We start from the raw sequence: 23,409 nt of genomic DNA, 5'->3' as shown, positions 1-23,409 counted from the left end.
TAGTTTGTTATTAAATCGTTACATCAGAATTTATTGTCTATGTAGTCAACTGATTTGTAATAAATTAAATCTGATTCTAATCGCCTTCTTTTCAAAATCGCTTGAAATTTAGACACAAGTCCTTTAATGGGAGAAACTATGAAAATACCTACGATTAGAATATTTTTAAACAATAAGACAATGGGTTTTCGTTCCAGTGAACCGGGACCTCCTTTGCTTTTGATTTTTTTGGCCCAAATCTTAAATTGTTTGGTACCTGTTTCTTCAAGGAGAATCAATGCAGGTTTGATATCTATGGCTCCTTTATTTACGAGTTCATTCTGAAGTCCTTCCCAATCATCAGACTCAAAAGCTTTTAAAATTGATTTGCCAAAATCAGGAGCGCGATCTATTTCCTTTTGCTGTATTCCTGCCTCAGGAAGAAATTTTGAAGCCTCTTTCTGCCCTTTGAACGCCCACCTAATGACAGTTAGAGTTGAAACAAGATTGGGTGAGGAATCAACAAAAGCAATATTCCCTACCAAGTGACCTCCCAGTCTAATAATATGTTTTTTTATTTTCTCCTGTGCGTTTAACCACATATTTCTTGCTCCTATTAAAGTAAGAATTTTAGTTCCACTAATAAGGCTTTCCGCAATCTCATTTTGCATAAATGAAGTCATTGGCAATGATGGGTGGAGAAACCATGGCTGAAACGCCACAATTAGCAAGTCATAGCGCTTGCCTGTGATAATGCCTTCTACCTCTACTTCCATTCCATCTTCCAAAACACATTCAGGCATTGCATCAAAAAATTTCCAGGAGCTCCAGGGAAATGGGAAACTATGTTCCGGGACGATCCTTAAATAATCCACTTTATAATTGTCAGGAAAAACAGACAATACCCTTTCTACAAGATGTTTTAACTGCCCTGTTTGTGTGAAATACACCACACCAATATGTTTTTGATCCTGATTCATGATTTTATTAAATATAAAGACTACTTGGTTTGACCTTCAACTTCTATTCCTTCAAATCGCAATCCATTGGCCTTATGGACAAAATACAAAGTTTTATTGTCATAGTTTAGTCTAAAAGTTAAATCCGCATTATTATTAGCAAGAATCAATAGTCCACTGTTAGTGATTTTTAAAGGCGTTTCAAAAGGTTTGAAGTTGTTGTTGTATGATGATATCATTGCATATTTATCCTGTATAATTAGATTCCCATCAATGTGTTTTTTGTTTACTTGAGTTACTATTATCGTATCCAGGGAGCCAATGCCGTCTTCAATTTTTAAAGTACCGTAGAACTTACCATAATATTTTATGCTTTCCTTTTTGGATGCTAATTTGGCTTCATTTTCTAATATTTTATTTTTAAGGTCTGCATCATCTTTATGGCTGTATTTAGCATTGAAATTAACAGTTTGGTTGTCAACAAGACTTATAAAAGTAATCCGCTTGCTGGATTTGATATACTTAATCTTCATTTCTTTTATGGATGAAATAAAAAATAAAGTATCGGTGTCTGCGTATTTGACCTTGAATTGAAAAGGACCAAAAATAGATTCATTGACCTTAATTACTTCTTTGTCTGATTTTAAAAACAAAGTTGCCGAATTCTTTTCGATCTTCTTTTTTGAAATATAAAAACCAGAATAGTAACCTTCTATTGAAGATGCTAATTTTAAATCAGCTTTCTTTTGGGCAGAAACATTTATCTGCGTCGAAAACATAATAAATAATAATATATATAATTTGTTCATTAAAAATATTCTAAGTGAGAATTAAAAATACAATACAATCATTAAACTGAAAGCAAGCTATTTCTTATTTTCCAAACTTCCTTAAATCAGTAGTACGTTATATTAAATAACTAAGCAGAACAAAAGTAAAATAAATAATGTTATACTTTGGTTAAATTCAACTGTAGGGTTCAATTTTACTCTGATCACGATAAAAATTCCAAAACAGGACGTACCTTTAAATGGGAAGGCATAGTGGATTTTATTATCCATTTAATCTTCATAGAAACACTAAATTATAAATATGCTAGGTTGGCAATTTACTAAATATCAAAAAGCGGAAGGACAATCAAAGTTCGACGAGCTATTCACCCTATTTCAAGAGTTGCTTGTATATTCATCAGGTAATGTTTCCAATGCTATCCAGTGGCTTATGGAGATGGACAGAGAGTATAATCTGACCAATGACGACTACGGTATTCAGGATTTTCTTGAGGAGTTAATGAAAAAAGGCTTTATCGAAGCGGATATGGAAGATAAAAAAATTATTCCAACGGCTAAAATGGATATTTCATTACGCAGAAAGGCACTTAAAGATATTTTTGGAAACATTCAAAAATCAACTAAAGGCAACCATAATACTAAAATTGACGGTAAGGGCGATGAACATACTTCAGATACCAGACCATATATTTTCGGAGATAACCTGGAGCACATAGCTTATCTGGAATCTATTAAAAATGCTCAGATTAATCATGGCCCGGGCGCATTTGAACTGACATATGATGATCTTGAAGTCAAGGAGACTTACCACCAAAGCAATATGAGTAGTGTTTTATTGATTGATATTTCACACTCTATGATACTTTATGGAGAGGACAGGATCACTCCTGCTAAAAAAGTTGCTATGGCTCTTTCTGAGTATATCACTACACGATTTCCAAAAGACACACTTGACATTGTTGCATTCGGTGATGAAGCATGGAATATTGAGCTTGAAGAACTACCCTACCTTGAAGTAGGCCCATACCACACTAATACACAGGCAGCATTAGAAATGGCCTTAGATCTCTTGAGAAAGAGGAAAAACGCAAATAAACAAGTTTTCATGATTACAGATGGGAAACCAACCTGCATCAAAAGAGGTAATAAGCTGTATAAAAATAGTATGGGGCTTGATAGGATGATAGTTAACAGAACACTTAATCAAGCAAGTAAATTTAAAAGACTAGGTATTCCAATCACAACATTTATGATTGCAAAGGACCCCTATTTGATGCAATTCGTAGAGTTGTTCACGGAAACTAATGGTGGCAAAGCTTTTTATAGTGATCTTCAGGGATTAGGCGACTTTGTTTTCAAAGACTATGGAAAGGCCAAGAGAAGAAATAATAAACGTTAAGAAACGATTAACTTACAGAAATCTTTAGTGTATATTCTTTTGACAAATTTACTCGTTATTAAAATAAAATTCCGACAATATTGAAATTCCTAAATGCTATATTAGCTTTTATCTTAATGCAAACTAGTTATGGGCAGTCACCTTTAGGGCTGTCATGGAGTGAATTGGATTCTTATTTGGATAATCAGGGAAAAATCATCTTGACTGATACGCTTGCATCAAATAGAGCAGATGCAGCTAAGAACATCGCTTCAGCGTTCGAAACTTATCTAACAGACAAGTCTACCTTTTCTAAAAAATTTGTTACATCAAAATTCTTTTCTATACTTTATCCTGCTGATAGTTCTTTCAGGATTATTACCGGTCAACATTTTGTGAATGATAATGAATATAGATATTATGGAGGAATCCAGTATGCTAAAGGAGGTTATACTGCATTTACTGACCGCTCATATGAAAATAATGAAGAAGGAACTAACTATGATGAGCTAAGGGCTGATGAATGGCAGGGAGCCCTATATTATAAACTTTTTGACTGTAAAATTAAATCTGAACCGTATTATTTATTGTTAGGCTTTAATGGTTATCAGTTTTTTAATAAAAGAAAAATAATTGATGTACTTTCTTTTGATGTAAATGGTCAACCTATATTCGGCAAGGACGTATTCCTGCCTGACTCAACAGATAACGGTGATACAGAGTTAAGATATATTTTTACACATAGTGCAGACGTTTCCATGAAATTGAATTTTGACCCAGCTGAAAATATGATTGTACTTGACCACCTGATGCAGATGAAAGCAATATATGATGGTCAGGGCGAAACAAGTGTTCCCGATGGCAGTTATGAAGGCTTTAAATACAAAAAAGGAAAATGGCAACACGTCTCAGTGCTAGCGCAGAAATCTTTAGATAATATCGAAGTCAAACCTATTCTTAATGGTGATAGGGAAATCAATATATTTGGGAAGAATAAAGGAAAATAAACTTATTCAAAATAAGTTTCTGTGATCTTTTCAATATATGTCAACTTTGAAAGTCTTTCCAAGACTTTTACTGCATTAGGTTGATGGGTATTTCCCAAACATAATATTTGATTTTTACCGCACATAGATCTTCCCATTGCTTTAGTAAATTGAATTGACTTGTCTATTTTCTTTACTTTATCCCGATTGATTTTGTTATCAGGAATGCAAAATTCGTATGATATGCTTCTTTTTCCGTCATCTGGTCCGCTGAGTCCATCCTTATCCAATTGAGTGAGATCAAACTTGATCTTTGACTCCATTATGTTGTCAACATTAAATGCTCTTTTTTTTGAACAAGCGGAAAACAGCATTAAGAAAACAAGTATAGAAACAACTATTTTCATGGTTATAAAATCTTAAAATCCAATACAAGATTAAAGAATTAAGTACAATTATTGCGTTTTCTTAAAAGTATATTTGTATTCCTGATCCCAGGTAATTCCATTATCAGTACTAATCTCATATATTTTTACTACTGTATCGCTGTTTACATTTTCGAAAATATATCTATCAAGAGCTCGTTTATTATCAAGGTTGGTTAGTCCTAAGAAAATAACTCTCTTTGGGTCACCATCCAACTGAAGATCTCTCACTCCATTTTTGGAGTTGCTTTGATCAGGTCCTACCCAAGCCAATTTCCAATTGTCACTGATGGGGTCTGAGTAGATAAGACCTACAGACATAGTGCCATCCGGTTTTTCAAGATGGATTTCTAAGGCTGACCCACCAGCTATTACTTTAACATTGATATAAGCAGCGAATGTTGCTTCTTTGTTATATGAAGCCCAGTTTCCAATTAGAAAATTGAAAGGGGTCCGTGGAATTACTTTTGCTTGTTCAATGGTCTTCTTAGATTTTGCTCTTTTCTGGCCTATAGCTGAATTATTTGCAAAAATGCAAGCCATAAATAATAAGCTTAACAGAAAAATATTTTTCTTAGGAAATTTAATTAGCAAAATAAAATACCGATTAGATGGTTATCAAATTCAAAACAAAGGTAGATTATTTTTTCAGGATGCCGAAATAATATATTAAAGATTTCAAACATCTGTTCAAAATCTTTTGAATGTTTTTAAACCAAATCTCAAATTTTTAGTTACGATTCAGGGATAAGTAAATGCAACTAAAAAACGTCAGATTTCTTTTCCTTTATATTAATAAATAACAAGCATGATTGATACTATCAAAAAAGTAATAGATTTTGTACTTCATATAGATGCTCATTTGATTGAGATCGTAAACAATTATGGTTCAGCTACATATCTGATATTATTTCTCGTTGTTTTCTGTGAGACTGGACTTATCATTACACCTTTCCTGCCTGGGGACTCTCTCTTTTTTGCGGCAGGTGCTATATGTGCATCTTCAAATTTGAACATCTGGGTTACTGTAATAGTATGCTTAGCAGGAGCTATTATTGGAAATACTGTTAACTATAGCATAGGAAAGAGACTTGGCCCTGCCTTATTCAAGAAAGAATCAAGGTTTTTCAAAAAAGAATATCTAGAAAAAACACATGCGTTTTATGAAAAACATGGAGTTAAGGCTGTGATTTTAAGTCGATTCCTTCCTATTTTCAGAACATTTGTCCCTTTCGTGGCCGGAATAGCAGGAATGAATGCAGCTACACACTTTTTATACAATGTGATAGGTGCTATTCTTTGGGTATTCATATTTGTTTTTGCAGGATTTTTCTTCGGTCAAATTCAGGTTGTGCAAGACAATTTCAGCATCGTAATGATAGCTATTTTGATAATAACCGCTCTACCGGCAATTTATGCTTTAATACGTCAAAGGTTTTTTCCTTCTAAAAAAGCACCAGACAGTTTGCCTGAGTAAATTATTGACTCAAGTTTCGGCAGCTAAGAAACAAAGGTAGATGGTCCCGCAGCTGCGGGATTAGATGTTAGATGCTTGCCCGACTAGCCAAAGTGACGGCGGGGAGCTTAGTCAATTGATTCATATTTTTTCTTTAATAAGTTTTGTAGAAAAAATATCCATGTGATTGATGGAAAGCCATCTAAAATCTACCCCGCCTTGTTCGGCGGACAAGCTTCTAACATCTAACATTTTATTTAAATTTATCCTTAAAAAAGAAAATTTGACTACCGAAACTTGAGTTATTGACTATCAATAATGCTCAAATGGCCCAAGTGATGATCACTATGCCAACTATAAAGTCCTAAGAGCCAAAGTAAGTCCAAATGTATTCCCGGATGTTCAGGATGTCTAAGTTCGCGGCTATAATCTGATTCATCCATTGATGTAAAAAGAAGGGCTAATTTTGTATGAATGCCATGCAGAATAGGTATGACCATCAATGGATCTAATTGATAATCAGAAAGTTTGACCCACTCATCCTGCAAATATGGTTTAATAATTGGAGCTTCTTCAGTTAAAGCGAGCTTTAATCTAATTAATGCATTTAGATGAGAATCAAGCATATGATGAATGATTTCTCTGCCATTCCATCCACCAGGTCTGTAGGTGTATTCGAATTTCTCAGAAGGCCAACCTGAGATGAGCGCTTCTAATCTTTGTGGACATGTTTTAATTTTTTCAATACAATCAGTCACATATTCTGGTGAATATATCATCTGCCTTTCAAACTTTCCGACTGGATATCTAAGTCTTTCCAAATCCATATTAACTAATTTTACAAAATTTCAAAAATACCGGCTATGCCTTGACCTCCGCCCACACAAGCGGTCACCATTGAATATTGTTGATTCTGTCTTCGTGCCTCATTTAATGATTGTATTGAAAGTTTAGCGCCGGAGCAACCAAGTGGATGGCCAAGAGCTATTGCACCTCCATTTACATTGACTTTCTCTGGATTCATTCCCAATTCCTGAATTACAGCCAAAGATTGTGCTGCGAATGCTTCATTCAATTCAATAACTCCAATTTGATCAAGGTTTAAATTCGCTTGAGCCAATGCCTTAGGGACTGCCTTGCAAGGGCCAATACCCATGTAGATTGGCTCTACTCCGGCCACAGCACAAGATACCATCCTCGCTATAGGCTTCAGATTAAATTTCTTTACCATCTCTTCGCTCACTACAAGGACAAAAGCTGCACCATCTGATGTTTGTGAAGAATTACCTGCAGTCACTGTGCCATTATTCATAAAAGCCGGTTTCAATCTCCCGAGTGCTTCCATTGTAGTTTCTCTTCGGACACCTTCATCTACACTAACTGTCCAAGACCTGGTTTTTTTTACATTGTCTTCCACATAGACCTCTTCAACATCTATTGGTAATATTTCTGCTTCAAACTTTCCTGCATCGATAGCTGCTGCTGCCCTTTGATGGGAGCGAACTGAGAACTCATCCTGAGCCTCTCTTGTGATGCCCCATTTTTTTGCTACAGCCTCAGCAGTATGCCCCATTCCTGCCACATAATCAGGTGTATTACTGGTAATGTTATAATTCGGTGCAAATTTATATCCTGTCATTGGTATAGAACTCATGCTTTCAGCACCTCCAGCTACATAGATATGACCCATTCCGGCTCTAATTTTTGCTGTAGCAATAGAAATAGTTTCCAAGCCACTGGCACAGTATCTGTTTACAGTCATGCCTGGTACGTCAAGTCCAAGAGCTCTCAAAGAAATTAATCTGCCGACCTGAAGGCCTTGTTCCCCTTCAGGATTGGCACAACCTACGATACAATCATCGACAAGTGCTTTATCTAGTTCCGGTACAGAACTCATTAGATGATCAATCACTGAAACAGCCAGATCATCACTTCTCATGAATCTAAAACCACCTCTTCCTGCTTTACCGACTGCTGTCCTATAACCCGCTACAATATATGCTTCCTGCATTTTTTTATTTTTAAATTATCTGATAGATAACAATGTATAAATTCAATAGTTTCTTAATTCCGCAAGGGTTTACCTTTTTCAAGCATGTGCTGTATTCGCTCTAGTGTTTTTTGCTCTCCACATAAGCTAAGGAAAGCTTCTCTTTCTATGTCTAACAAATATTTCTCTGAGACCATTTGGCTTGATGATAAGTCTCCGCCGCACATCACCCAAGCGATCTTCTTGGCAATTTTTATATCATGTTCAGATGCATAAGCTCCCAATTTCAAACTATGTGCTGCAGCATATAAGGCGCCAAGTCCTGTCCTCCCAAGCACAGTTATATCCTCTCTTTGTACAGGTGGTACATATCCTTCTGAAAGTTCCATTACCTTTTCCTTCGCTTTATAAATTACTTCAGGTTGGTACATGACTACAAAATCCTTTTCATTGAGATATTTATAATTGTATGCTTCATATGCAGAAGTAGCCACCGTTGCTGTAGCTATAGTCTTAAAATTTTCAATTAATGCAGGTATCTGAACGTCGCCTTCAGTGAATGAATCAGATGTTCTGACCGCAAATTCTTTTGTACCCCCTCCCCCAGGTATTAGGCCCACTCCTACTTCCACTAAGCCAATATAGGATTCTGCACCAACTGCAGTGGCATCGCAATGCATGATCAATTCGCATCCACCTCCGAAAACGTAACCTTGAGTAGCAGCTACCACAGGCACTTTACTATAACGGCATCTCATTGTTGTTTGCTGAAATAGATCTACAGCTCTGTTAAGCTCATCAAATTCCTGTTCGTATGCCAACATAGCTATAAGCATTATATTAGCACCTACAGTGAAATTTTTACTGTGATTCCCAATCACAAGTCCTCTCCATTTCCCTTCTTCTGCAATCCTTACAGCATCCTGAAGGCCGTTAAGTATTCCTGCTCCGATAGCATTCATCTTTGAAGTAAATTCCAGACATAGCACATCATCACCTATATCATAAAGCTTTGTTTCATCATTTTGGTATACAATTTTTTCTTTTGTAAGATAATCAAGCCTAACGATAGATTCGAATCCTGGCACATACTCATACTTTTGAGTATTTATGTTATAGTACGCTGGCTTAGAATCTATGGTTGTATAGAAGGTTTCAAAGCCATTATTTTTCATTTCTATAACCCAAGCAGGAACTTGTTTACCCAATTCTTCAATTGCTTTAATACCAGCTTCTAATCCTACAATATCCCAATATTGAAAAGGACCATATTCCCAAGCAAAACCTGCCTTCATACCCTCATCAATTGAATATAATTGATCTGCAATCTCAGGTATTCTCTCAGCTGCATAAAGCATAGTGTAAGCAAAAGACTTTTTAGTTAATTGTCCACCTATGTCTGCATGATTAAACAACATTTTGATTCGCTTTGGAGTATCCTCAACCTGCTTAGAAGCATTTAGACTTTCCAATACTTGGTTAGAATCATTTTCATATTCGTGAGTTTCAAGATTTATACCTAGAATCACTGGTCTACCCTTCTCATCTCTGAGCTCAGTTTTTTTATAAAAGCCTTGACCTGACTTATTCCCTAGCCATTTATTTTCTACCAGATGAGTAAAAAAGGCAGGAATAGAAGCCTCCTGAGCCAAGAGATCATGTGGATTATTTTGCTTTATTCCATTCAAAACGAAAAATGCTGTATCCAAACCGACAAGATCTCCCAATCTAAATGTACCGGTATTAGGTCTTGCTATGGCAGCTCCTGTAAGTTTATCTACACTTTGAATGGTAAGACCCAACTCTTGTGCAAGTTCAAAAGTTTTACCCATAGAATAAACACCTATCCTATTGGCAATGAAGGCAGGTGTATCTTTGGCTAAAACTGTTTGCTTTCCTAAATAATTTTTTCCAAAACCCATCAAGAATTCAATCACTTCAGAGCTAGTTGACGGACCAGGAATAATTTCGAGCAAAGCAAGATAGCGTGGAGGGTTGAAAAAATGTGTACCACAGAAATGCCTGTTAAAGTCCTCACTTCTCCCTTCAGCCATCATTTTGATTGGGATACCGGAAGTATTCGAAGTTATAAGTGTACCAGGCTTCCTAACAGTTTCAACCTTTTCAAAGATAATGCGCTTAATAGCTATGTCTTCTTTAACGACCTCAAGTATCCAGTCACAATTTTTCAATAAATTAAGATCATCATCGAAATTACCAATCTTTATTCTGGATTTAAAATCCTTAGAATAAAGTGGCGCAGGACTAGATTTCACTGCCTTATCAAGCGCAGTGCTTGCTATTATACTTCTTGCCTGTGGTGTATTGCCATCAGAAGCCATATCTAACATTACTACATGGAAACCAGCGTTTGCAAAATGACATGCGATACCTGAACCCATCACCCCAGATCCTAAGACCCCAATATTTTTAATTCTTCTCATACTCTAAACTGAATAAATAACTTTTACAAATTACAAATAAAAATAATATGTATCTTTGTTTCTAAAACCCAATAATAAGAAATTTTTCTCTTTGTTCGTTATAATAAAATAATAGTATCAACCATGCCAAGTCAGGAAGAAAAAAAAGAAGTTGTAAATAGTACGAAGGGCTTTAGCTCAAGTCTGTTTTTTCATAGTTTATTAATATTAATTGGTATCTCACCATTAGCCACTTTCAATGCCCCTATTTGGGAAGAAGAAGCACCCGGTATGGAAGTGGCACTGGGCTTTCCGGATGAAGGCCAAGGTAATGACGAACCTACTCCCGGTCAGAATACTCCTGGCGGTCTGCCACCTCCATCTGCCAGTAACAGCAGTCCACAACAATCTTCCCCTCCACCGTCTGCTTCAAATACGCAACCAGATCCAGTGCCAACTAAGGATCAAGCCATGATCACAAATGATGCTGCAGAAGATGTTGCTATAACTGCCGCAAAAGAATCGAGAAGAAAAAAAGCTGAAAAAGATCAAATTGAGGCAGAGCAACGCAGAAATGCTGAGGTACAAGCAGAAGCTAACAGGAAAGCAGAATCAGATAGAAAAGCAAAGGAGGCTGCCGACTATGCTGCGGCAAAGGGTAAATATGGTGGATTATTGAACGGAAAAGGTACTGGTCGTGGAAATACAGGACAAGCAGGTAATCAAGGTGATCCAAATGGTGACCCAAATGCTAAAAACCTTGAAGGTATCCATACCGGCGGAAAAGGCCGTATAGGTGGAGGACTTGGCAACAGAGGGGTAATATCTGAGCCTAAGATTACAGATAATAGCCAAAAAACTGGTGTTGTTATGATTAAAGTATGTGTCAATAAAACCGGAAGCGTAATAAGTGCTGACTATACTCAAAAAGGTTCCACTACCAATGACGCCACTTTGATAAATATCGCTAAAAGAAATGCAATGAAATTTAAATTTACTGCCGGTGATGTAGAACAGCAATGTGGAACGATCACTTACGACTTCAAAGTTCAGTAAAAAGATATAAAATCAGTGAAAAGAAAAGGAGGAACAGATTGTTCTTCCTTTTTTTGTGTCAAAAAATACAAATTAATTTTTCAACATATTACATACTTTTAACCCAACAAATAAGCATAGCGAAAGAGATGAAGATCAAAACAATGCAAGAGGCTGAAAATTATTTATATAATAGTTTGCCAGTTTTTCACAGACAAGGTCCTGCAGCATATAAGGCAGACATAGGTAATATAAGTACCTTGATGCAACATGTTGGCAACCCACACATGGATCGAGACAAATTCATACATATTGCGGGTACAAATGGAAAGGGTTCGACTGCTCACTTAACTACCGCCTATCTTCAGGAAAATGGATATAAAGTTGGCGTCTATACATCACCTCATTATACTGACATCAGAGAGAGAATCAAGATAAATGGTGTGCTTATATCTGAAGAAGATTTTGTGGCATGTCTTAATAGGTTTCTGGATATAATAGAAGAGGTTCAACCCTCTTTTTTTGAAATCATCTGCGCTATGGCCTTTTTGTATTTTAAGGAGCAGAATGTAGATTATGCAGTGATTGAAACAGGGATGGGAGGAAGGTTGGATAGTACCAATATCATAACTCCGATATTATCCGTGATAACGAATATCAGTTTCGATCATCAGCAATTCTTAGGAAATACGCTCAAAAAAATTGCAGGAGAAAAAGCCGGTATCATAAAGGATTCAGTGCCTTGTATCATAGGTGAAAAAGTAGATGAAACCTATGATGTTTTCATAGAAAAGGCACTATCTATGAAATCCACAATTTATTTCTCAGAAGACGTTTGGCAATGTAATTATATTGGCTTTGATGGGGAATTGACAAAGTTCCAAATAAACTCAAAGGATGCCAGGCAAACATCAACCATGATTAAAACTAATCTACATGGAAGATATCAGACCAAAAACATTGAATTATTCTTAACGATTGCTTATGTATTGGATAGGTTGTCTATAGTAGAATTTAACCTTAATTTGATCAAAAGCACTTTGCTTGATATTACCAAACTGACCAATTTTATTGGACGTTGGCAGACTATTAGCGAAAAGCCAAAAATAATTTTGGAAAGCGCACACAATATAGCTGGCATAACTGAGGTAACAGAGCAGTTAAAATTGATGGAATTCGATCAATTATTCATTATTTATGGAACAGTAGCAGATAAAGATATTTCTGAAATTCTGAAAATTTTACCTCTTGATGCACATTATATGTGGACTAAAGCCAACATTCCGAGGGCGATGGATGAAAATATTTTAAAAAATACTGCATTTGCCTCAGGAATTCCCGGTGAATCATTTTCAAAAGTTGGAAATGCAATCGAAAATGCTGTCAAACTAGCGTCAGATAAGGATCTTATATTGATAGTAGGCTCTATTTTTATTGTTGGTGATGCACTTCAATATTTGAAAAACAATCCATTAAGTTAAAATTAACAGAAAATGGCATTTCTAATAAACTTATTTTTATAAAACATTAAAACAATGTAAAGGTTTTTTTAACTATCTTTTTTCAATCAATGCGTCTAATTAGTATAAATAAAATATTTATCACTTCTTAAATTGAAAATGAAATGAAATTAGGTGCAATTGTTTTAATGGCCATCATGTTACTTGGAAACATCACTTCTAACGCTCAGGCTTACATTGGATTCAAAGGTGGATATAATGCGGGAATAACCTCAGCAGCAAAATCAGTTACAAACATAATCCCAATTAAAACACTCCATGGAGTTACAGGCGGTTTAGTTTCCGGATATTCATTTAATGAATATTTTGATTTGCAAGGTGAGTTAAATATCACACAAAAGGGATTTGTCATTAATGAATCAATGGGTTTTGATATTTTTAACTTTCCAATGGATATTGGTGTAGACTACAAAAACAGGTTTACATATATAGAAGTGCCTTTGTTAGCTAAAGGTAAAATAGGAAACGAGTTTGTTAAGGCTTATGCGGCTATCGGTCCTCAATTCGGGTACCTGGCAAAAGGAAGATCAAAAGCTAATATCAATGTAATCATCCCTATAACTGTACTTGACCGCAATCTAAATCTAAGTAACTTAGGTTTTGAAAGGTTCGAAGTTTCAGGAGTCGCTGCTCTAGGAGTAGAATTTAACCTGGCTGGAAGAGCAAATCTATTCGTAGAAGGAAGATATACTCATGGGTTTACAGATTATTATAAACTACCTGAAATAGGTGGATTAGCCTTGGACACAGACATCAGAAATCAAAGTATAGCTGCGACTGTAGGAGTAACATTTCCCATCGGAAATCGAATGACTAACAGAACTAATAGTACGAATTACAGATTTTAAAAATAATTTCAGCAAACCATGAAATTAAAAAAGCCGCCATCTTAAAAAAATGGCGGCTTACTTATTTCTAGTTTGTTTTTTTAGGATGCAAGGGCTTCCGGCCTTTTTTCCCTGTATATTTTTTCAATGCTTTGAGTTAGAAAATTAGGAAGTATCGTTCCATTAGTAAGCGTGATCTTATTAGGATGAGCTAGATCCCGGACCATTTGATTAAAACGTTCTTCTCCATGCTCTTCGACGACCATCGCTTTTCTTTCCGGTTGGTTAAAATAGTCATACATACCTGCCGCATAAGCTTCAGGATGAAATTGTGTTCCTATCATTTCAGGAGAATATCTGACAGCCATTATTGCTCTATCACGGTGATCCATCATATCTATCTGTTCTACTGCTAGAATTTTAGGAAATGTAGCTGATTTAGCTTCGTAATGGTCACCAAGAACTTCATAAGATCTAAAATCCGCAATATACATTGGATTAGGAAGTCCTTTGAATACTTCTTCATAAAGACCATTTGCAGTCAAGTAACAAGGATAAGTGCCAAAAGACTTTTTATTTCTAAGTCCTAATTCGCCAAAATTAAAATGTATACATGCTATTTGAAATGAATGACAGATAAAAAACACATATTTTTTATTTTTTGATTCATCTAGATTATTTGCAATTAATGCATCAATCCATTTATGGTAATTTACGTCCCATATGCCATCACCAACCCTTGGATCGCCGGGTCCGCCTGATGAAATATAGACATCAAAATCTAAGGATGGAATTTCATTTTTATACCTAACATCGAATATTTCGTAGGTAAAAGTATCACTAAAAGCTTCAACGTGTTCGACTATTGAACGTAAGCCTAGGTTAGTCGTATTGTCGTTCAAATCCAGAATGGCTAACTTAATATTCATTATAGTAAAATGTTTAGTCGGGTAACCAATCAATAATTAATACAAATTAAAAAAAAAGATCCATTGAAAACAATTATTCAATGGATCTTATAAAACTTTATTATTCACCAATATTATTCATATCAGAAGAAGGTGCAGAATTACCTTTTGGTTTTGCACTTCCTTTCTTAGCTGATGATTTTTTTGGAGAAGCTTTTTTGGCTGCTACTTTTTTTGGCGCTTTGATTGCTTTAGTTGCTTTAGCAATTTTGGCAGGTTTTGCGCCTTCAGTTTTAGGCTTTGGTCCACGTTTACCTGCTACTTTAACTTCAGCACTTGCATTTGCAGCACTAGCTTTTGGTTTTGGTCCACGCTTACCTGCTACTTTCGGAGCTGCTGCTGATGCTGCTTTCGGTTTTGGTCCGCGCTTTCCAGCAACTTTAACTTCCGTGCTTGCATTTGCAGCACTAGCTTTTGGTTTTGGTCCACGCTTACCTGCTACTTTCGGAGCTGCTGCTGATGCTGCTTTCGGTTTTGGTCCGCGCTTTCCAGCAACTTTAACTTCCGTGCTTGCATTTGCAACACTAGTTTTTGGTTTTGGTCCACGTTTACCTGCTACTTTCGGAGCTGCTGCTACTGTCGCCTTAGGTTTTGGTCCGCGTTTTCCTGCAACTTTAACTTCCGTGCTTGCATTTGCAGCACTAGCTTTTGGTTTTGGTCCACGTTGACCTGCTACTTTAGGAGCTGCTGCTACTGTCGCCTTAGGTTTTGGTCCACGCTTACCAGCAACTTTAACTTCCGTGCTTGCATTTGCTGCAGTTGCTTTAGGTTTTGGACCACGCTTTCCTGCTACTTTTGGAGCAACTGCTGATGCTGCTTTTGGTTTTGGACCACGCTTTCCTGCTACTTTAACTTCTGAGCTTGATTTAGCTGCAGTTGCTTTAGGTTTTGGTCCGCGTTTTCCCACTGATTTCTCAACTGCAGGAGCAGATGTTTTGCCTCCTCCTATCTGTTCACCGGCAACACTTGTTTTAATGAAGTTACCCCAAGTAAGGTTGTCTTTGCCATCTTTATGAGATTGAGCTCTTTCAATAGCCATATTTGCGGCATTCTCAACCACCCAATCAAAATTTTCCTGACCAACTGAAAATAAGTCAGCATCCGGTGCAGGATTACAAAAATCTATCGCATAAGGTATTCCATCTCTTACAGCAAATTCTACTGTATTCATGTCATAACCTAGAGCGTTATTCAATTTGAAGACATAATCTTCAATTGTTTTCAATAATTTCTTTTCTACCGGACCACCATTTGTAACATATCTCAAGTGGTGTGGGTTGCGTGGCTCATATTGCATGATTCGGACATATTTTTGTCCAAGGCAATAACATCTGAAATAAGATTCAAATTGAATTTCTTCCTGAAGAAGCATTACTAATTGGCCTGTCTCAGAATAAGATTGAAATAGGTTCTCAACATCTGTTACTTTATACACACTTTTCCAACCACCACCGGAATGAGGCTTCATGTATGCGGGAAAGCCAATTTCATCAAATATGTTTGACCAGTTCATTGGAAATTTCAAATTCTTGAATGAATTGGAAGAAGTGTCAGTAGGCATTTCTTTAGACGGCAATAAATACGTCTTAGGAACAGGTACGCCAAGCTTAGTGGCTAATGCATTATTGAAGAATTTCTCATCTGCACTCCACCAGAACGGATTGTTCATAACAGCTGTACCAGAGATGGCAGCATTTTTCAAATATGCTCTGTAAAATGGTACATCCTGAGATATACGGTCAATAATCACAGCATAATCCGTGGCGCGTCCTTGGAAGACCTCATCAACTGTGACAAATTCAGCACTAATACCTTTAATATTTTTCTCGTTTACACGATCTACAAATGCCTGTGGAAAAGAACTTTCCTGGCCAAACAAAATTCCTATTTTTTTCATTCAGAAAACAGTTTTAATAAAATTTAATTGAAGACTAAAATGTGATTAAATTCATCCATTTTAGATAAATGGATAAATTATGTGATAACTAAGTGATTTATAATTTAATGCAAAAGTAATTCATTATTATTAATTGTTAAACAATTAATAAATTATTTTAACGGAAATGTCAATAAGGACAATGAATTTAACGAGATAATTGGAATAGGAATTACGTTTTCAGTATGTTAATTGAAATATTGATTTAAAATAATCACCAATAAATCAACGTATTTAATAGCAAAGTGCACCTAAATTTTGATTATAAACTCTAAATTACAAGGTTCCAAACCATGCTTTGATACCATTTTTTATGTTTTGAGAACTTATCTTTAAGAATAGCTTCCAAATCACTTTGAGTTGATTTTTTACCTTTAACCGGCTTTACTATTTCACGATTTTCATCACAGAAACCTTCTACCGATGTTGCAAACCATGTGCAATAAAGCCTGTGCATAACAATACCCATGATGGTCCCGGGTAGCCCACTAAAGCCCTCTGGCCCAGTGCTGCAAATTATATCATCTGTGTAAAATGCAATTACATATAAAGAATCATTGATTATAGTCGTAGCTTTGCGACACTCATAACCAGCAATATCTCTAAACTCACTCGTTAATTTCCAATTAAAATTTTTAATAGAATCCATCAGAAGGAAATCGCTGTCATAAAATTGCTTTAAAGACCTTTGCTCTCTATTTATAAAATTTTTGTAGACAATGTTTTTCATACCTACATCATCGCTTCCCCACATTCTAAACTGACCATCATCTTTTTTCTTGTCAAAAGAATAATTACTCTCTGTCATATTAAATTGAAGTATAAACTGGTCGACGACATTTACTGGCGCTTTCTTGATCATTTCTTCCATCCAAAAGTTATCGTCATCCTCGTCTTTTGATTCGATCAATTTCTTTTTTAAACTAATTTTTCGTTCATATTTAATAGTACCACAACTGATGATCTGCTTACTCTGTGACCAAACAAATGAGGAAATCGATACAAATAACGCAAGCATTGTAATTCTTGTAAAATATAATTTATGTGCATTGACCATTAAACTTTACTTTTTATATTATAAATCAAACTTAAGAATACATACCTTCTGATCGTATTATATGTACTTTCTTCTGTAAAATTAGATGATACATTTCTTCTGTAGCCTCTATTCTGATCCAGAATATCATTTACAGCACATTTTAAAATGAAGTTTTCACCCTTTCCAATTTTATATTCAATATCTGCATTCCAAAGTGCTTGTGTAAATTTTTCTGAAAAGCTACTTCTAGCTGGCTGAATATCGTAATTAATCTCTGTTGAAAATTTGATAGATTTTGTAATCTCATAGCGAAATGAACTTGCAAAATGATGAGTTATGTAATTTCCCGACTCTTGAACTAGACCGCCACTTGAGTTGGAAAATGAAGGTGAATATCTAATGTTAAAATCAAAAACATCATCCTTTTCCAATTCAATGCGCACATCAGGGCTTATGCTTGCACTAAGTACTGCACTCTTTTGATTGTTAACAAATGAAATAGATCTATTCAAATTGCCATCCAAACCCACACCTATTGAAACTAATTTAGTGATCTCTTTATCAAAATTCAATCCAGTATATCCATAATATCCGCCATCGGCATTGACAAATGAAGAAATATTTCTTCCAGAAATATCGATCACATTATTGCTAACGATTTGATTAAAGGTATTTCCAAAATTTGCGTAGGTCCAAATACTCATAGATGAAATAGCCTTCCATATGTTGTAACTCACATTAAAATTCTGACTGTAAGACTGAGCAAGATCAGGGTTGCCTTTCACCTGATTCAAAGGATCAGAATTGTCTCTAATAGGTTGAATTTGCGATATCGAAGGTTGTTTAGTGTTACCGTTATATGAAAATCTAAAATTAGAAGTCCTGCTGAATTTGTAATTGAAGGATGCGCTGGGTAACCATATGAAAGCTTGATCATTGACGATCATGGAATCTACTTTATTCTCCCTCAGATATATGGAAGATTCTGCATTCGTGCCAAATCGAAAATTGTATTTTTCGTTCTTCATGGCAAATATCAATCCTCCCCCATTAGTTTGTACACGATAGTTAAAAATATTACTTAATGAATCAATAGAGCGTGTATAGTCTTGCGATAACTCATCAAACTCATGGGTAAGTTTATTAGACAAATTTTTATTTATATTATAATAATAGTTGACCTGAGTTGTCCATTTATCACCAAGCGGCTCAGTGTAAGACAACCTTGAATTTAAACTAGAGTTGGTAATATTTCGGTTTAGTCTCTGATCTTGCTTTTGTTCCTTTCCCTCTAAATAAAATTGGTTGAAGCTTTTGAGTAATACAAGCCCTGCCTCCTCAGAAAAATTATAACCACCATTGAGTGTTAATAAACGTTTTTTCTTTTTAAATTTCCTAATAAGCGAAAAAGTTGAATTGATACTATTCTTTTCACCTTCACTGTCTAGGTTTCGTTCTATTTGGCTTAATCTCGTACTATCAAGTCCAATATTCTCAGAACGAATGTCCTTAAAATTATTAATATCTTTTAAGCTACCGGATGAATTTATCGTTAGCGTAGTAAGAGAATCAATATCGAACTCAAGCTTAACTTTGGCTGAATTGTTTACAACATCATTAGATGATACTTCATTTTCATCACTGTTAAATCTATTTTCAGGTAAAAAATTCGTTCTGCTGACAGAAGATTCTTTTTTGAGCTTCAAATTAGAATATCCATAGTTGACATTTATTCGAACTTTATCTTTAGCAAGTTTTGTAGAAAAAGAAGTACCTAGAGATAAAGAGGACGGAAGTCCTTGTCCATTATATCTGCCATCCCAATCAAAATCATCTTCATCACTAAAGAAAAAATTCATTCCTCCATCATCACTCATACTCATATTACCTTGATTTCCCATGTACTTATTCATATCATCGAAATTAAGGCCGGTAGTTCCTGTATTACTAAGAATACCGTAAAGTGATAATTTAGATTTACCTGAATAAGCTTGCAGTAGCAATGATTCATCATAATACGTAGGGTCTTTCCCTACCCCAGCCGAAACCTTACCAAAATATCCCTTTTTATATTCCTCTTTCAATGTTAGATTGATAGCTTTGAATTTTTCACCATCTGCAATTCCAGTGAGTTCTTCCATTTGGGAAGTTTTATCAAATACCTGCACTTTATCAATTGCCTTTGCCTGAATGTTGCGTGTAGCAATTGTCGGATCATCTCCAAAAAATTCTTCTCCATCAACAAAAACCTTCTCGACTTTTTCACCAAAAGCTGTAATCTCACCTTTTGAATTGACCTGAAGACCTGATAGCTTTTTCAAAAGATCTTCCACATTAGCGTTTGAACCTACCTTGAAACTGTCTGCTATAAACTGAATAGTATCACCTTTAAACTTGATTTTGCTTCCATCCAAGATTGTAACCTCATCCAGCATTCTGCTATTCTTAATCATAAAAATAGTATCTAATAAAATATCGTTTTTATCAGTATTGATAATTACATCTCCTATATAACCAAGATAATCAGGATATGATACGTACAGGTCATACCTGCCGGTGTCAAGTCCATCCAGAATAAACCTACCATTAATCGAGACCCGATCAAATCCTATTAAAAGAGAATCGGAAGTTCTAGCAATGGTAACTGTCGCATTAGTCAAAGGATAAAAATTGAGATCATCAATGACCGTACCAGACAGTTTGTGCTTTTGGGCATTGAGTGATATCGAGAAGGTGATTAGAAATAAAAGTAAAACTCTGATTTTCAAAAGAAGTAATTTTATAATTGTTGAAATATTTCCAAAGCAAATGAAAGCACAAGTTTAGTGATTTTATATAAAACTGTTGTTGATCCAATCTTATTATATTAAATAAAAAGATATAATCCTAAATTTATTCGACGAACCTCATTATATTTTATAAATAATTATAGTTTTTATATATAGATTAAGTATATTTAAATAATTATTAATCTAAAATAGAAAATGTATGAGTGTTTTAAAAGAATTTAAGGATTTTGCAATGAGAGGAAATCTCGTTGACATGGCAATTGGTGTCGTGATGGCCGGAGCATTTGGAAAGGTAGTTTCCGCTTTTATTGATGGGATGGTTATGCCTGCTGTAGGTATGTTGACCGGAGGAGTCGATTTTACTCAGCAAAAAATAGTTTTGAAAGAGGCTGTGGCTGCTAGTGCTGATGGTGTTGCGGCCGTGGATGAAGTTGCAATTAAATATGGGGATTTTATCACGCAAACTATTTCATTCCTTGTCGTAGCGATGGTAGTATTTATTATCATCAAAGCTATAAATAGAATGAAAGAGAAGCAAGAAGCTGCACCAGAGGCAGGACCATCTTCTACTGATACCTTATTAATGGAGATCAGAGATGAATTGAAGAGAAGAGGTTAATCTATTCTCTTTAAAATAAAAAATATGCATATCTAGTTTCAAACCTGGATATGCATTTATTTTTCCTCTAATTCCCTTTCTACCTGCAATAGTACATTTTTATAAGAATAATACGGTTGCTTTATGAGTTCCTGTATTTTAATCCTAGCACCTTCTACATTCTTTGTTTCGATGGAGGTAAATACTAACATCAATTGCGCTTGTTCCATATATTTAGGGAGTTTAAGTTCTACAACTGTATTGAAATCTTTTTCAGCAAATACAAAATTTTTCAATCTGAAATTATTCTGCCCTTTAAAGTATATGAGATAGTTATAGGTATCAGGATCTTCAGACATAAGTTCATCAATCAGTAAATTTGCTTTAGCGTAATTACGCGCATCTTGGAGTTCGATAAGTTGTTGGTATTTGTGGCTATTTCTATCGCCTCTCATCTGACTTAGATCGAGAAATGAAACATTTTGCTCTGTTATAGATGTAAAATCATCACCTCTTGTGAAATATATTACTGAAGCGAATACAGAAACTAGTATTAAAAATGTGGCTGCAACGCTCAATTTACCAAAAATCGAAAATCGCTTTTTATTATCACTTTTATCTGATGAGATATCATTCTTATTTATTGATACTATCTTGAAGTCATTAGAAGTAAGTTCTGAATTAATTTCGTTGCTTACACCTTGAGATAGCGTCCTATTATGAGCAGAAATTTCATGAGTCTTCAAATTCGGCAGCTTTTCCAATAAATCCTGACCGATAATATATTCAATTAGATTTTGAGAAGCAATATATGTTTCATATTCAGCTCGAAAGGATGGATTTGAATTTAGTTTTAATTCAAAATCGGCCCTTTCTTGTTCTGAGCCATTTCCGCTGTAGTAGTCTTCTAATTCCTTAAAGTTTTTCATGTGTCTAATAATGCTTTTTTTAGTTCTGGATTATTATTGATCAGTAAAATCAGCTTCTGGTGGCATTGATATCTTTTTTTCTTAGCCATTTCCGGACTGCTTAATCCCAGTTTTTCAGCAATTTCTGTCATAGAATATGATAGTTTCCATAAAGTGAGAACTTTCTTACAAGAATCACCGATCAACGATAATGTCGATTCAATAAAATGTCTATTTTCTTCTGCAATAAGGTAGTCTTCGGTGACGAGAGCGATTGAATCTTTATCAAGCTGAGCTGTTAATTCCACATCGTTTACTAAGCTGACTCGCTGATTTTTTCTCAACTGATTTAGGCAGAGAAATTTACATATTGAAAAAAAATATCCTTCAATTGAACTTTCTCCTCTAAATTTTTCATTTCTGACATTTTTATCTAAAACTACAAAACCATCATGATAGATATCCTGAATATCCTCGTTGGTGGAACCTAGTCGTTTTAGGTATCCAAATATTTTCTGGCGAAGCTCCGTGTTTCGATAAAGAAACTCTATGCTTTGATCTCTGAGAGCACCTCCAGCTTTCATATTTGATATAAAAATCTCGTCTGTCATTTATAAGTGATAGTAATTATAAAAAAGTGACTACTTTCAGCCATAAAAATAACGATTATTATACATTTATATTAATCCATTATATTTTATCGAAGCAAAGTTGTTATTACTCTAGGGTTATAAGAGATTTAGCCCCCCTAAAAAATTATTCCTGTGAGGTTAGATCTTTACTCCATTTCTCCCAATATTCCTCATATTCTTCTTCGCTGATTTCAAATGTCCTTGACCATATTTGATCGATGGCTTCAAAAGTCTTAACTAATTGTGTTCCATTTATATCGTCTACAGCTGAAGTGTGGTAGGTAAACTGAGGTATATTATCAAAGGAATCCTTATTGATAGTTATTGTTCCAAATAGTAAGTCCCAGTTAGTTTCTGAGGTATAAAATAAAAAAAGGTCGATATCATTAGGGACTGAGTCTTTCTTAAAATACCGTACAGCCTTACAATCAAAAAACTCATTAATAAAAGTGGGACTTGTTTCAAGACCATTTAAGCCAACTGCAATTTTAAAGATTTTACTTTCGTGATCAGCAAGATCAAATATAAATGGAAATGTACTTCTGGCAAATCTTGCAACCCAAAAATATTTCCTGTGCTTATCCATCAATGATTTGAATACTTTTCGGATTTCACCTTTATCGTTTATTATCTCCATACTGTAAAATTTGGAGTAATGTAAATAAAAAAGAGGAAACTGTAAATACAATTTCCTCTCAACTACTCTGAAAGATTTATTTTTAAAATAATTTTAATAATAAATTCCGAATTTTTCCAGGTAGCCCTTATGG

At 35.1% G+C, this 23,409-nt stretch carries 21 protein-coding genes; 7 read left to right on the top strand and 14 right to left on the bottom strand.

Annotated elements, in window-relative coordinates; translation table 11 throughout:
- Positions 1-23: 23 nt before the first annotated feature.
- Both IPI15_RS03830 and IPI15_RS03825 read right to left on the bottom strand, forming a co-directional pair.
- Positions 24-959 (bottom strand): hypothetical protein, encoded by a 936-nt coding sequence (locus IPI15_RS03830; RefSeq protein ID WP_287419242.1) that lies wholly within the window; start codon positions 957-959, stop codon positions 24-26.
- 20 nt (positions 960-979) lie between these two features.
- A complete protein-coding gene (locus IPI15_RS03825) occupies positions 980-1,747 on the bottom strand; it encodes a hypothetical protein (protein ID WP_287419241.1) in 768 nt (255 codons plus the stop codon).
- Between the two features lie 283 nt (positions 1,748-2,030).
- Here IPI15_RS03825 and IPI15_RS03820 point away from each other — a divergent pair, with 283 nt between their 5' ends.
- On the top strand, positions 2,031-3,128 hold the full coding sequence (locus IPI15_RS03820; RefSeq protein ID WP_287400827.1) for a vWA domain-containing protein: 1,098 nt from the start codon (positions 2,031-2,033) through the stop codon (positions 3,126-3,128).
- Between the two features lie 80 nt (positions 3,129-3,208).
- The gene (locus tag IPI15_RS03815; protein WP_287400826.1) at positions 3,209-4,114 is read left to right on the top strand and encodes a hypothetical protein; all 906 of its coding nucleotides are present in this window, start codon (positions 3,209-3,211) and stop codon (positions 4,112-4,114) included.
- A 2-nt stretch (positions 4,115-4,116) separates the two neighbouring features.
- On the opposite strand, the gene IPI15_RS03810 is transcribed toward IPI15_RS03815, so the two are convergent.
- Together IPI15_RS03810 and IPI15_RS03805 are read right to left on the bottom strand one after the other, a co-directional pair.
- Positions 4,117-4,500: a hypothetical protein gene (locus IPI15_RS03810; RefSeq protein ID WP_287419239.1), complete on the bottom strand. Its 384-nt coding sequence runs from the start codon at positions 4,498-4,500 to the stop codon at positions 4,117-4,119.
- Between the two features lie 48 nt (positions 4,501-4,548).
- Complete coding sequence (locus tag IPI15_RS03805; RefSeq protein ID WP_287419237.1) at positions 4,549-5,061, bottom strand: hypothetical protein; 513 nt, start codon at positions 5,059-5,061, stop codon at positions 4,549-4,551.
- Between the two features lie 265 nt (positions 5,062-5,326).
- Here IPI15_RS03805 and IPI15_RS03800 point away from each other — a divergent pair, with 265 nt between their 5' ends.
- A complete protein-coding gene (locus IPI15_RS03800) occupies positions 5,327-5,995 on the top strand; it encodes a DedA family protein (protein ID WP_287400821.1) in 669 nt (222 codons plus the stop codon).
- A gap of 281 nt (positions 5,996-6,276) precedes the next feature.
- Here the strand turns inward: IPI15_RS03800 and IPI15_RS03795 are convergent, their stop codons facing one another.
- Genes IPI15_RS03795 through IPI15_RS03785 form a run of 3 tightly spaced genes read right to left on the bottom strand, consistent with a single transcriptional unit; the run spans position 6,277 to position 10,408 of the window.
- The gene (locus tag IPI15_RS03795) at positions 6,277-6,801 is read right to left on the bottom strand and encodes a DinB family protein (RefSeq protein WP_287419235.1); all 525 of its coding nucleotides are present in this window, start codon (positions 6,799-6,801) and stop codon (positions 6,277-6,279) included.
- 11 nt (positions 6,802-6,812) lie between these two features.
- Positions 6,813-7,985: a thiolase family protein gene (locus IPI15_RS03790; RefSeq protein WP_287400819.1), complete on the bottom strand. Its 1,173-nt coding sequence runs from the start codon at positions 7,983-7,985 to the stop codon at positions 6,813-6,815.
- Positions 7,986-8,038: 53 nt separating this feature from the next.
- Positions 8,039-10,408 (bottom strand): 3-hydroxyacyl-CoA dehydrogenase/enoyl-CoA hydratase family protein, encoded by a 2,370-nt coding sequence (locus tag IPI15_RS03785; protein ID WP_287419233.1) that lies wholly within the window; start codon positions 10,406-10,408, stop codon positions 8,039-8,041.
- Between the two features lie 123 nt (positions 10,409-10,531).
- On the opposite strand from IPI15_RS03785, the gene IPI15_RS03780 reads away from it, so the two are divergent.
- From IPI15_RS03780 to IPI15_RS03770, 3 genes are all read left to right on the top strand, one after another.
- Positions 10,532-11,443: a hypothetical protein gene (locus tag IPI15_RS03780; protein WP_287400816.1), complete on the top strand. Its 912-nt coding sequence runs from the start codon at positions 10,532-10,534 to the stop codon at positions 11,441-11,443.
- Positions 11,444-11,571: 128 nt separating this feature from the next.
- Positions 11,572-12,903 (top strand): bifunctional folylpolyglutamate synthase/dihydrofolate synthase, encoded by a 1,332-nt coding sequence (locus IPI15_RS03775; protein ID WP_287419231.1) that lies wholly within the window; start codon positions 11,572-11,574, stop codon positions 12,901-12,903.
- A gap of 143 nt (positions 12,904-13,046) precedes the next feature.
- Positions 13,047-13,790: a porin family protein gene (locus IPI15_RS03770; protein WP_287400814.1), complete on the top strand. Its 744-nt coding sequence runs from the start codon at positions 13,047-13,049 to the stop codon at positions 13,788-13,790.
- 80 nt (positions 13,791-13,870) lie between these two features.
- On the opposite strand, the gene IPI15_RS03765 is transcribed toward IPI15_RS03770, so the two are convergent.
- The 4 genes from IPI15_RS03765 to IPI15_RS03750 form a co-directional block, all read right to left on the bottom strand.
- Entirely contained in the window at positions 13,871-14,698 is an 828-nt protein-coding gene (locus IPI15_RS03765) for a glutamine amidotransferase-related protein (protein WP_287400813.1), read from the bottom strand.
- A gap of 100 nt (positions 14,699-14,798) precedes the next feature.
- The gene (locus IPI15_RS20120) at positions 14,799-16,634 is read right to left on the bottom strand and encodes a hypothetical protein (RefSeq protein WP_287400812.1); all 1,836 of its coding nucleotides are present in this window, start codon (positions 16,632-16,634) and stop codon (positions 14,799-14,801) included.
- A gap of 310 nt (positions 16,635-16,944) precedes the next feature.
- Complete coding sequence (locus tag IPI15_RS03755; protein ID WP_287419229.1) at positions 16,945-17,691, bottom strand: GLPGLI family protein; 747 nt, start codon at positions 17,689-17,691, stop codon at positions 16,945-16,947.
- 38 nt (positions 17,692-17,729) lie between these two features.
- On the bottom strand, positions 17,730-20,480 hold the full coding sequence (locus IPI15_RS03750) for a TonB-dependent receptor (RefSeq protein WP_287419227.1): 2,751 nt from the start codon (positions 20,478-20,480) through the stop codon (positions 17,730-17,732).
- A gap of 220 nt (positions 20,481-20,700) precedes the next feature.
- Between IPI15_RS03750 and mscL the strand changes: the two genes are divergently transcribed.
- A complete protein-coding gene (gene mscL, locus IPI15_RS03745; protein WP_287400808.1) occupies positions 20,701-21,120 on the top strand; it encodes a large-conductance mechanosensitive channel protein MscL in 420 nt (139 codons plus the stop codon).
- Between the two features lie 56 nt (positions 21,121-21,176).
- Here mscL and IPI15_RS03740 read toward each other — a convergent pair whose 3' ends face one another.
- The 3 genes from IPI15_RS03740 to IPI15_RS03730 all read right to left on the bottom strand — a co-directional run bounded on the left by IPI15_RS03740 (position 21,177) and on the right by IPI15_RS03730 (position 23,276).
- Positions 21,177-22,028 carry a hypothetical protein gene (locus IPI15_RS03740; protein ID WP_287419225.1) on the bottom strand — a complete coding sequence of 284 codons (852 nt, stop codon included), beginning with the start codon at positions 22,026-22,028 and terminating at the stop codon, positions 21,177-21,179.
- On the bottom strand, positions 22,025-22,618 hold the full coding sequence (locus tag IPI15_RS03735) for an RNA polymerase sigma factor (RefSeq protein ID WP_287419223.1): 594 nt from the start codon (positions 22,616-22,618) through the stop codon (positions 22,025-22,027). The genes IPI15_RS03740 and IPI15_RS03735 overlap by 4 nt, the downstream gene beginning before the upstream one ends.
- A gap of 145 nt (positions 22,619-22,763) precedes the next feature.
- The gene (locus IPI15_RS03730) at positions 22,764-23,276 is read right to left on the bottom strand and encodes a hypothetical protein (protein ID WP_287419221.1); all 513 of its coding nucleotides are present in this window, start codon (positions 23,274-23,276) and stop codon (positions 22,764-22,766) included.
- Positions 23,277-23,409 lie beyond the last annotated feature (133 nt).

It is taken from the genome of Candidatus Brachybacter algidus (assembly GCF_016707225.1).
GTDB lineage: Bacteria > Bacteroidota > Bacteroidia > Chitinophagales > Saprospiraceae > Parvibacillus > Parvibacillus algidus.
Note: the sequence above shows the minus strand (reverse complement) of the source record. Positions and strands in the feature narration are given on the sequence as shown.

Bases quoted from the DNA above. Each gene is read 5' to 3' on its own strand.
- IPI15_RS03780 (WP_287400816.1), top strand. From the start codon at position 10,532: ATGCCAAGTCAGGAAGAAAAAAAAGAAGTTGTAAATAGTACGAAGGGC.
- IPI15_RS03820 (WP_287400827.1), top strand. From the start codon at position 2,031: ATGCTAGGTTGGCAATTTACTAAATATCAAAAAGCGGAAGGACAATCA.
- IPI15_RS03785 (WP_287419233.1), bottom strand. From the start codon at position 10,408: ATGAGAAGAATTAAAAATATTGGGGTCTTAGGATCTGGGGTGATGGGT.
- IPI15_RS03765 (WP_287400813.1), bottom strand. From the start codon at position 14,698: ATGAATATTAAGTTAGCCATTCTGGATTTGAACGACAATACGACTAAC.
- IPI15_RS03735 (WP_287419223.1), bottom strand. From the start codon at position 22,618: ATGACAGACGAGATTTTTATATCAAATATGAAAGCTGGAGGTGCTCTC.
- mscL (WP_287400808.1), top strand. From the start codon at position 20,701: ATGAGTGTTTTAAAAGAATTTAAGGATTTTGCAATGAGAGGAAATCTC.
- IPI15_RS03795 (WP_287419235.1), bottom strand. From the start codon at position 6,801: ATGGATTTGGAAAGACTTAGATATCCAGTCGGAAAGTTTGAAAGGCAG.
- IPI15_RS03825 (WP_287419241.1), bottom strand. From the start codon at position 1,747: ATGAACAAATTATATATATTATTATTTATTATGTTTTCGACGCAGATA.
- IPI15_RS03740 (WP_287419225.1), bottom strand. From the start codon at position 22,028: ATGAAAAACTTTAAGGAATTAGAAGACTACTACAGCGGAAATGGCTCA.
- IPI15_RS03800 (WP_287400821.1), top strand. From the start codon at position 5,327: ATGATTGATACTATCAAAAAAGTAATAGATTTTGTACTTCATATAGAT.
- IPI15_RS03755 (WP_287419229.1), bottom strand. From the start codon at position 17,691: ATGCTTGCGTTATTTGTATCGATTTCCTCATTTGTTTGGTCACAGAGT.
- IPI15_RS03775 (WP_287419231.1), top strand. From the start codon at position 11,572: ATGAAGATCAAAACAATGCAAGAGGCTGAAAATTATTTATATAATAGT.
- IPI15_RS03730 (WP_287419221.1), bottom strand. From the start codon at position 23,276: ATGGAGATAATAAACGATAAAGGTGAAATCCGAAAAGTATTCAAATCA.
- IPI15_RS03810 (WP_287419239.1), bottom strand. From the start codon at position 4,500: ATGAAAATAGTTGTTTCTATACTTGTTTTCTTAATGCTGTTTTCCGCT.
- IPI15_RS03805 (WP_287419237.1), bottom strand. From the start codon at position 5,061: ATGGCTTGCATTTTTGCAAATAATTCAGCTATAGGCCAGAAAAGAGCA.
- IPI15_RS03790 (WP_287400819.1), bottom strand. From the start codon at position 7,985: ATGCAGGAAGCATATATTGTAGCGGGTTATAGGACAGCAGTCGGTAAA.
- IPI15_RS03770 (WP_287400814.1), top strand. From the start codon at position 13,047: ATGAAATTAGGTGCAATTGTTTTAATGGCCATCATGTTACTTGGAAAC.
- IPI15_RS20120 (WP_287400812.1), bottom strand. From the start codon at position 16,634: ATGAAAAAAATAGGAATTTTGTTTGGCCAGGAAAGTTCTTTTCCACAG.
- IPI15_RS03830 (WP_287419242.1), bottom strand. From the start codon at position 959: ATGAATCAGGATCAAAAACATATTGGTGTGGTGTATTTCACACAAACA.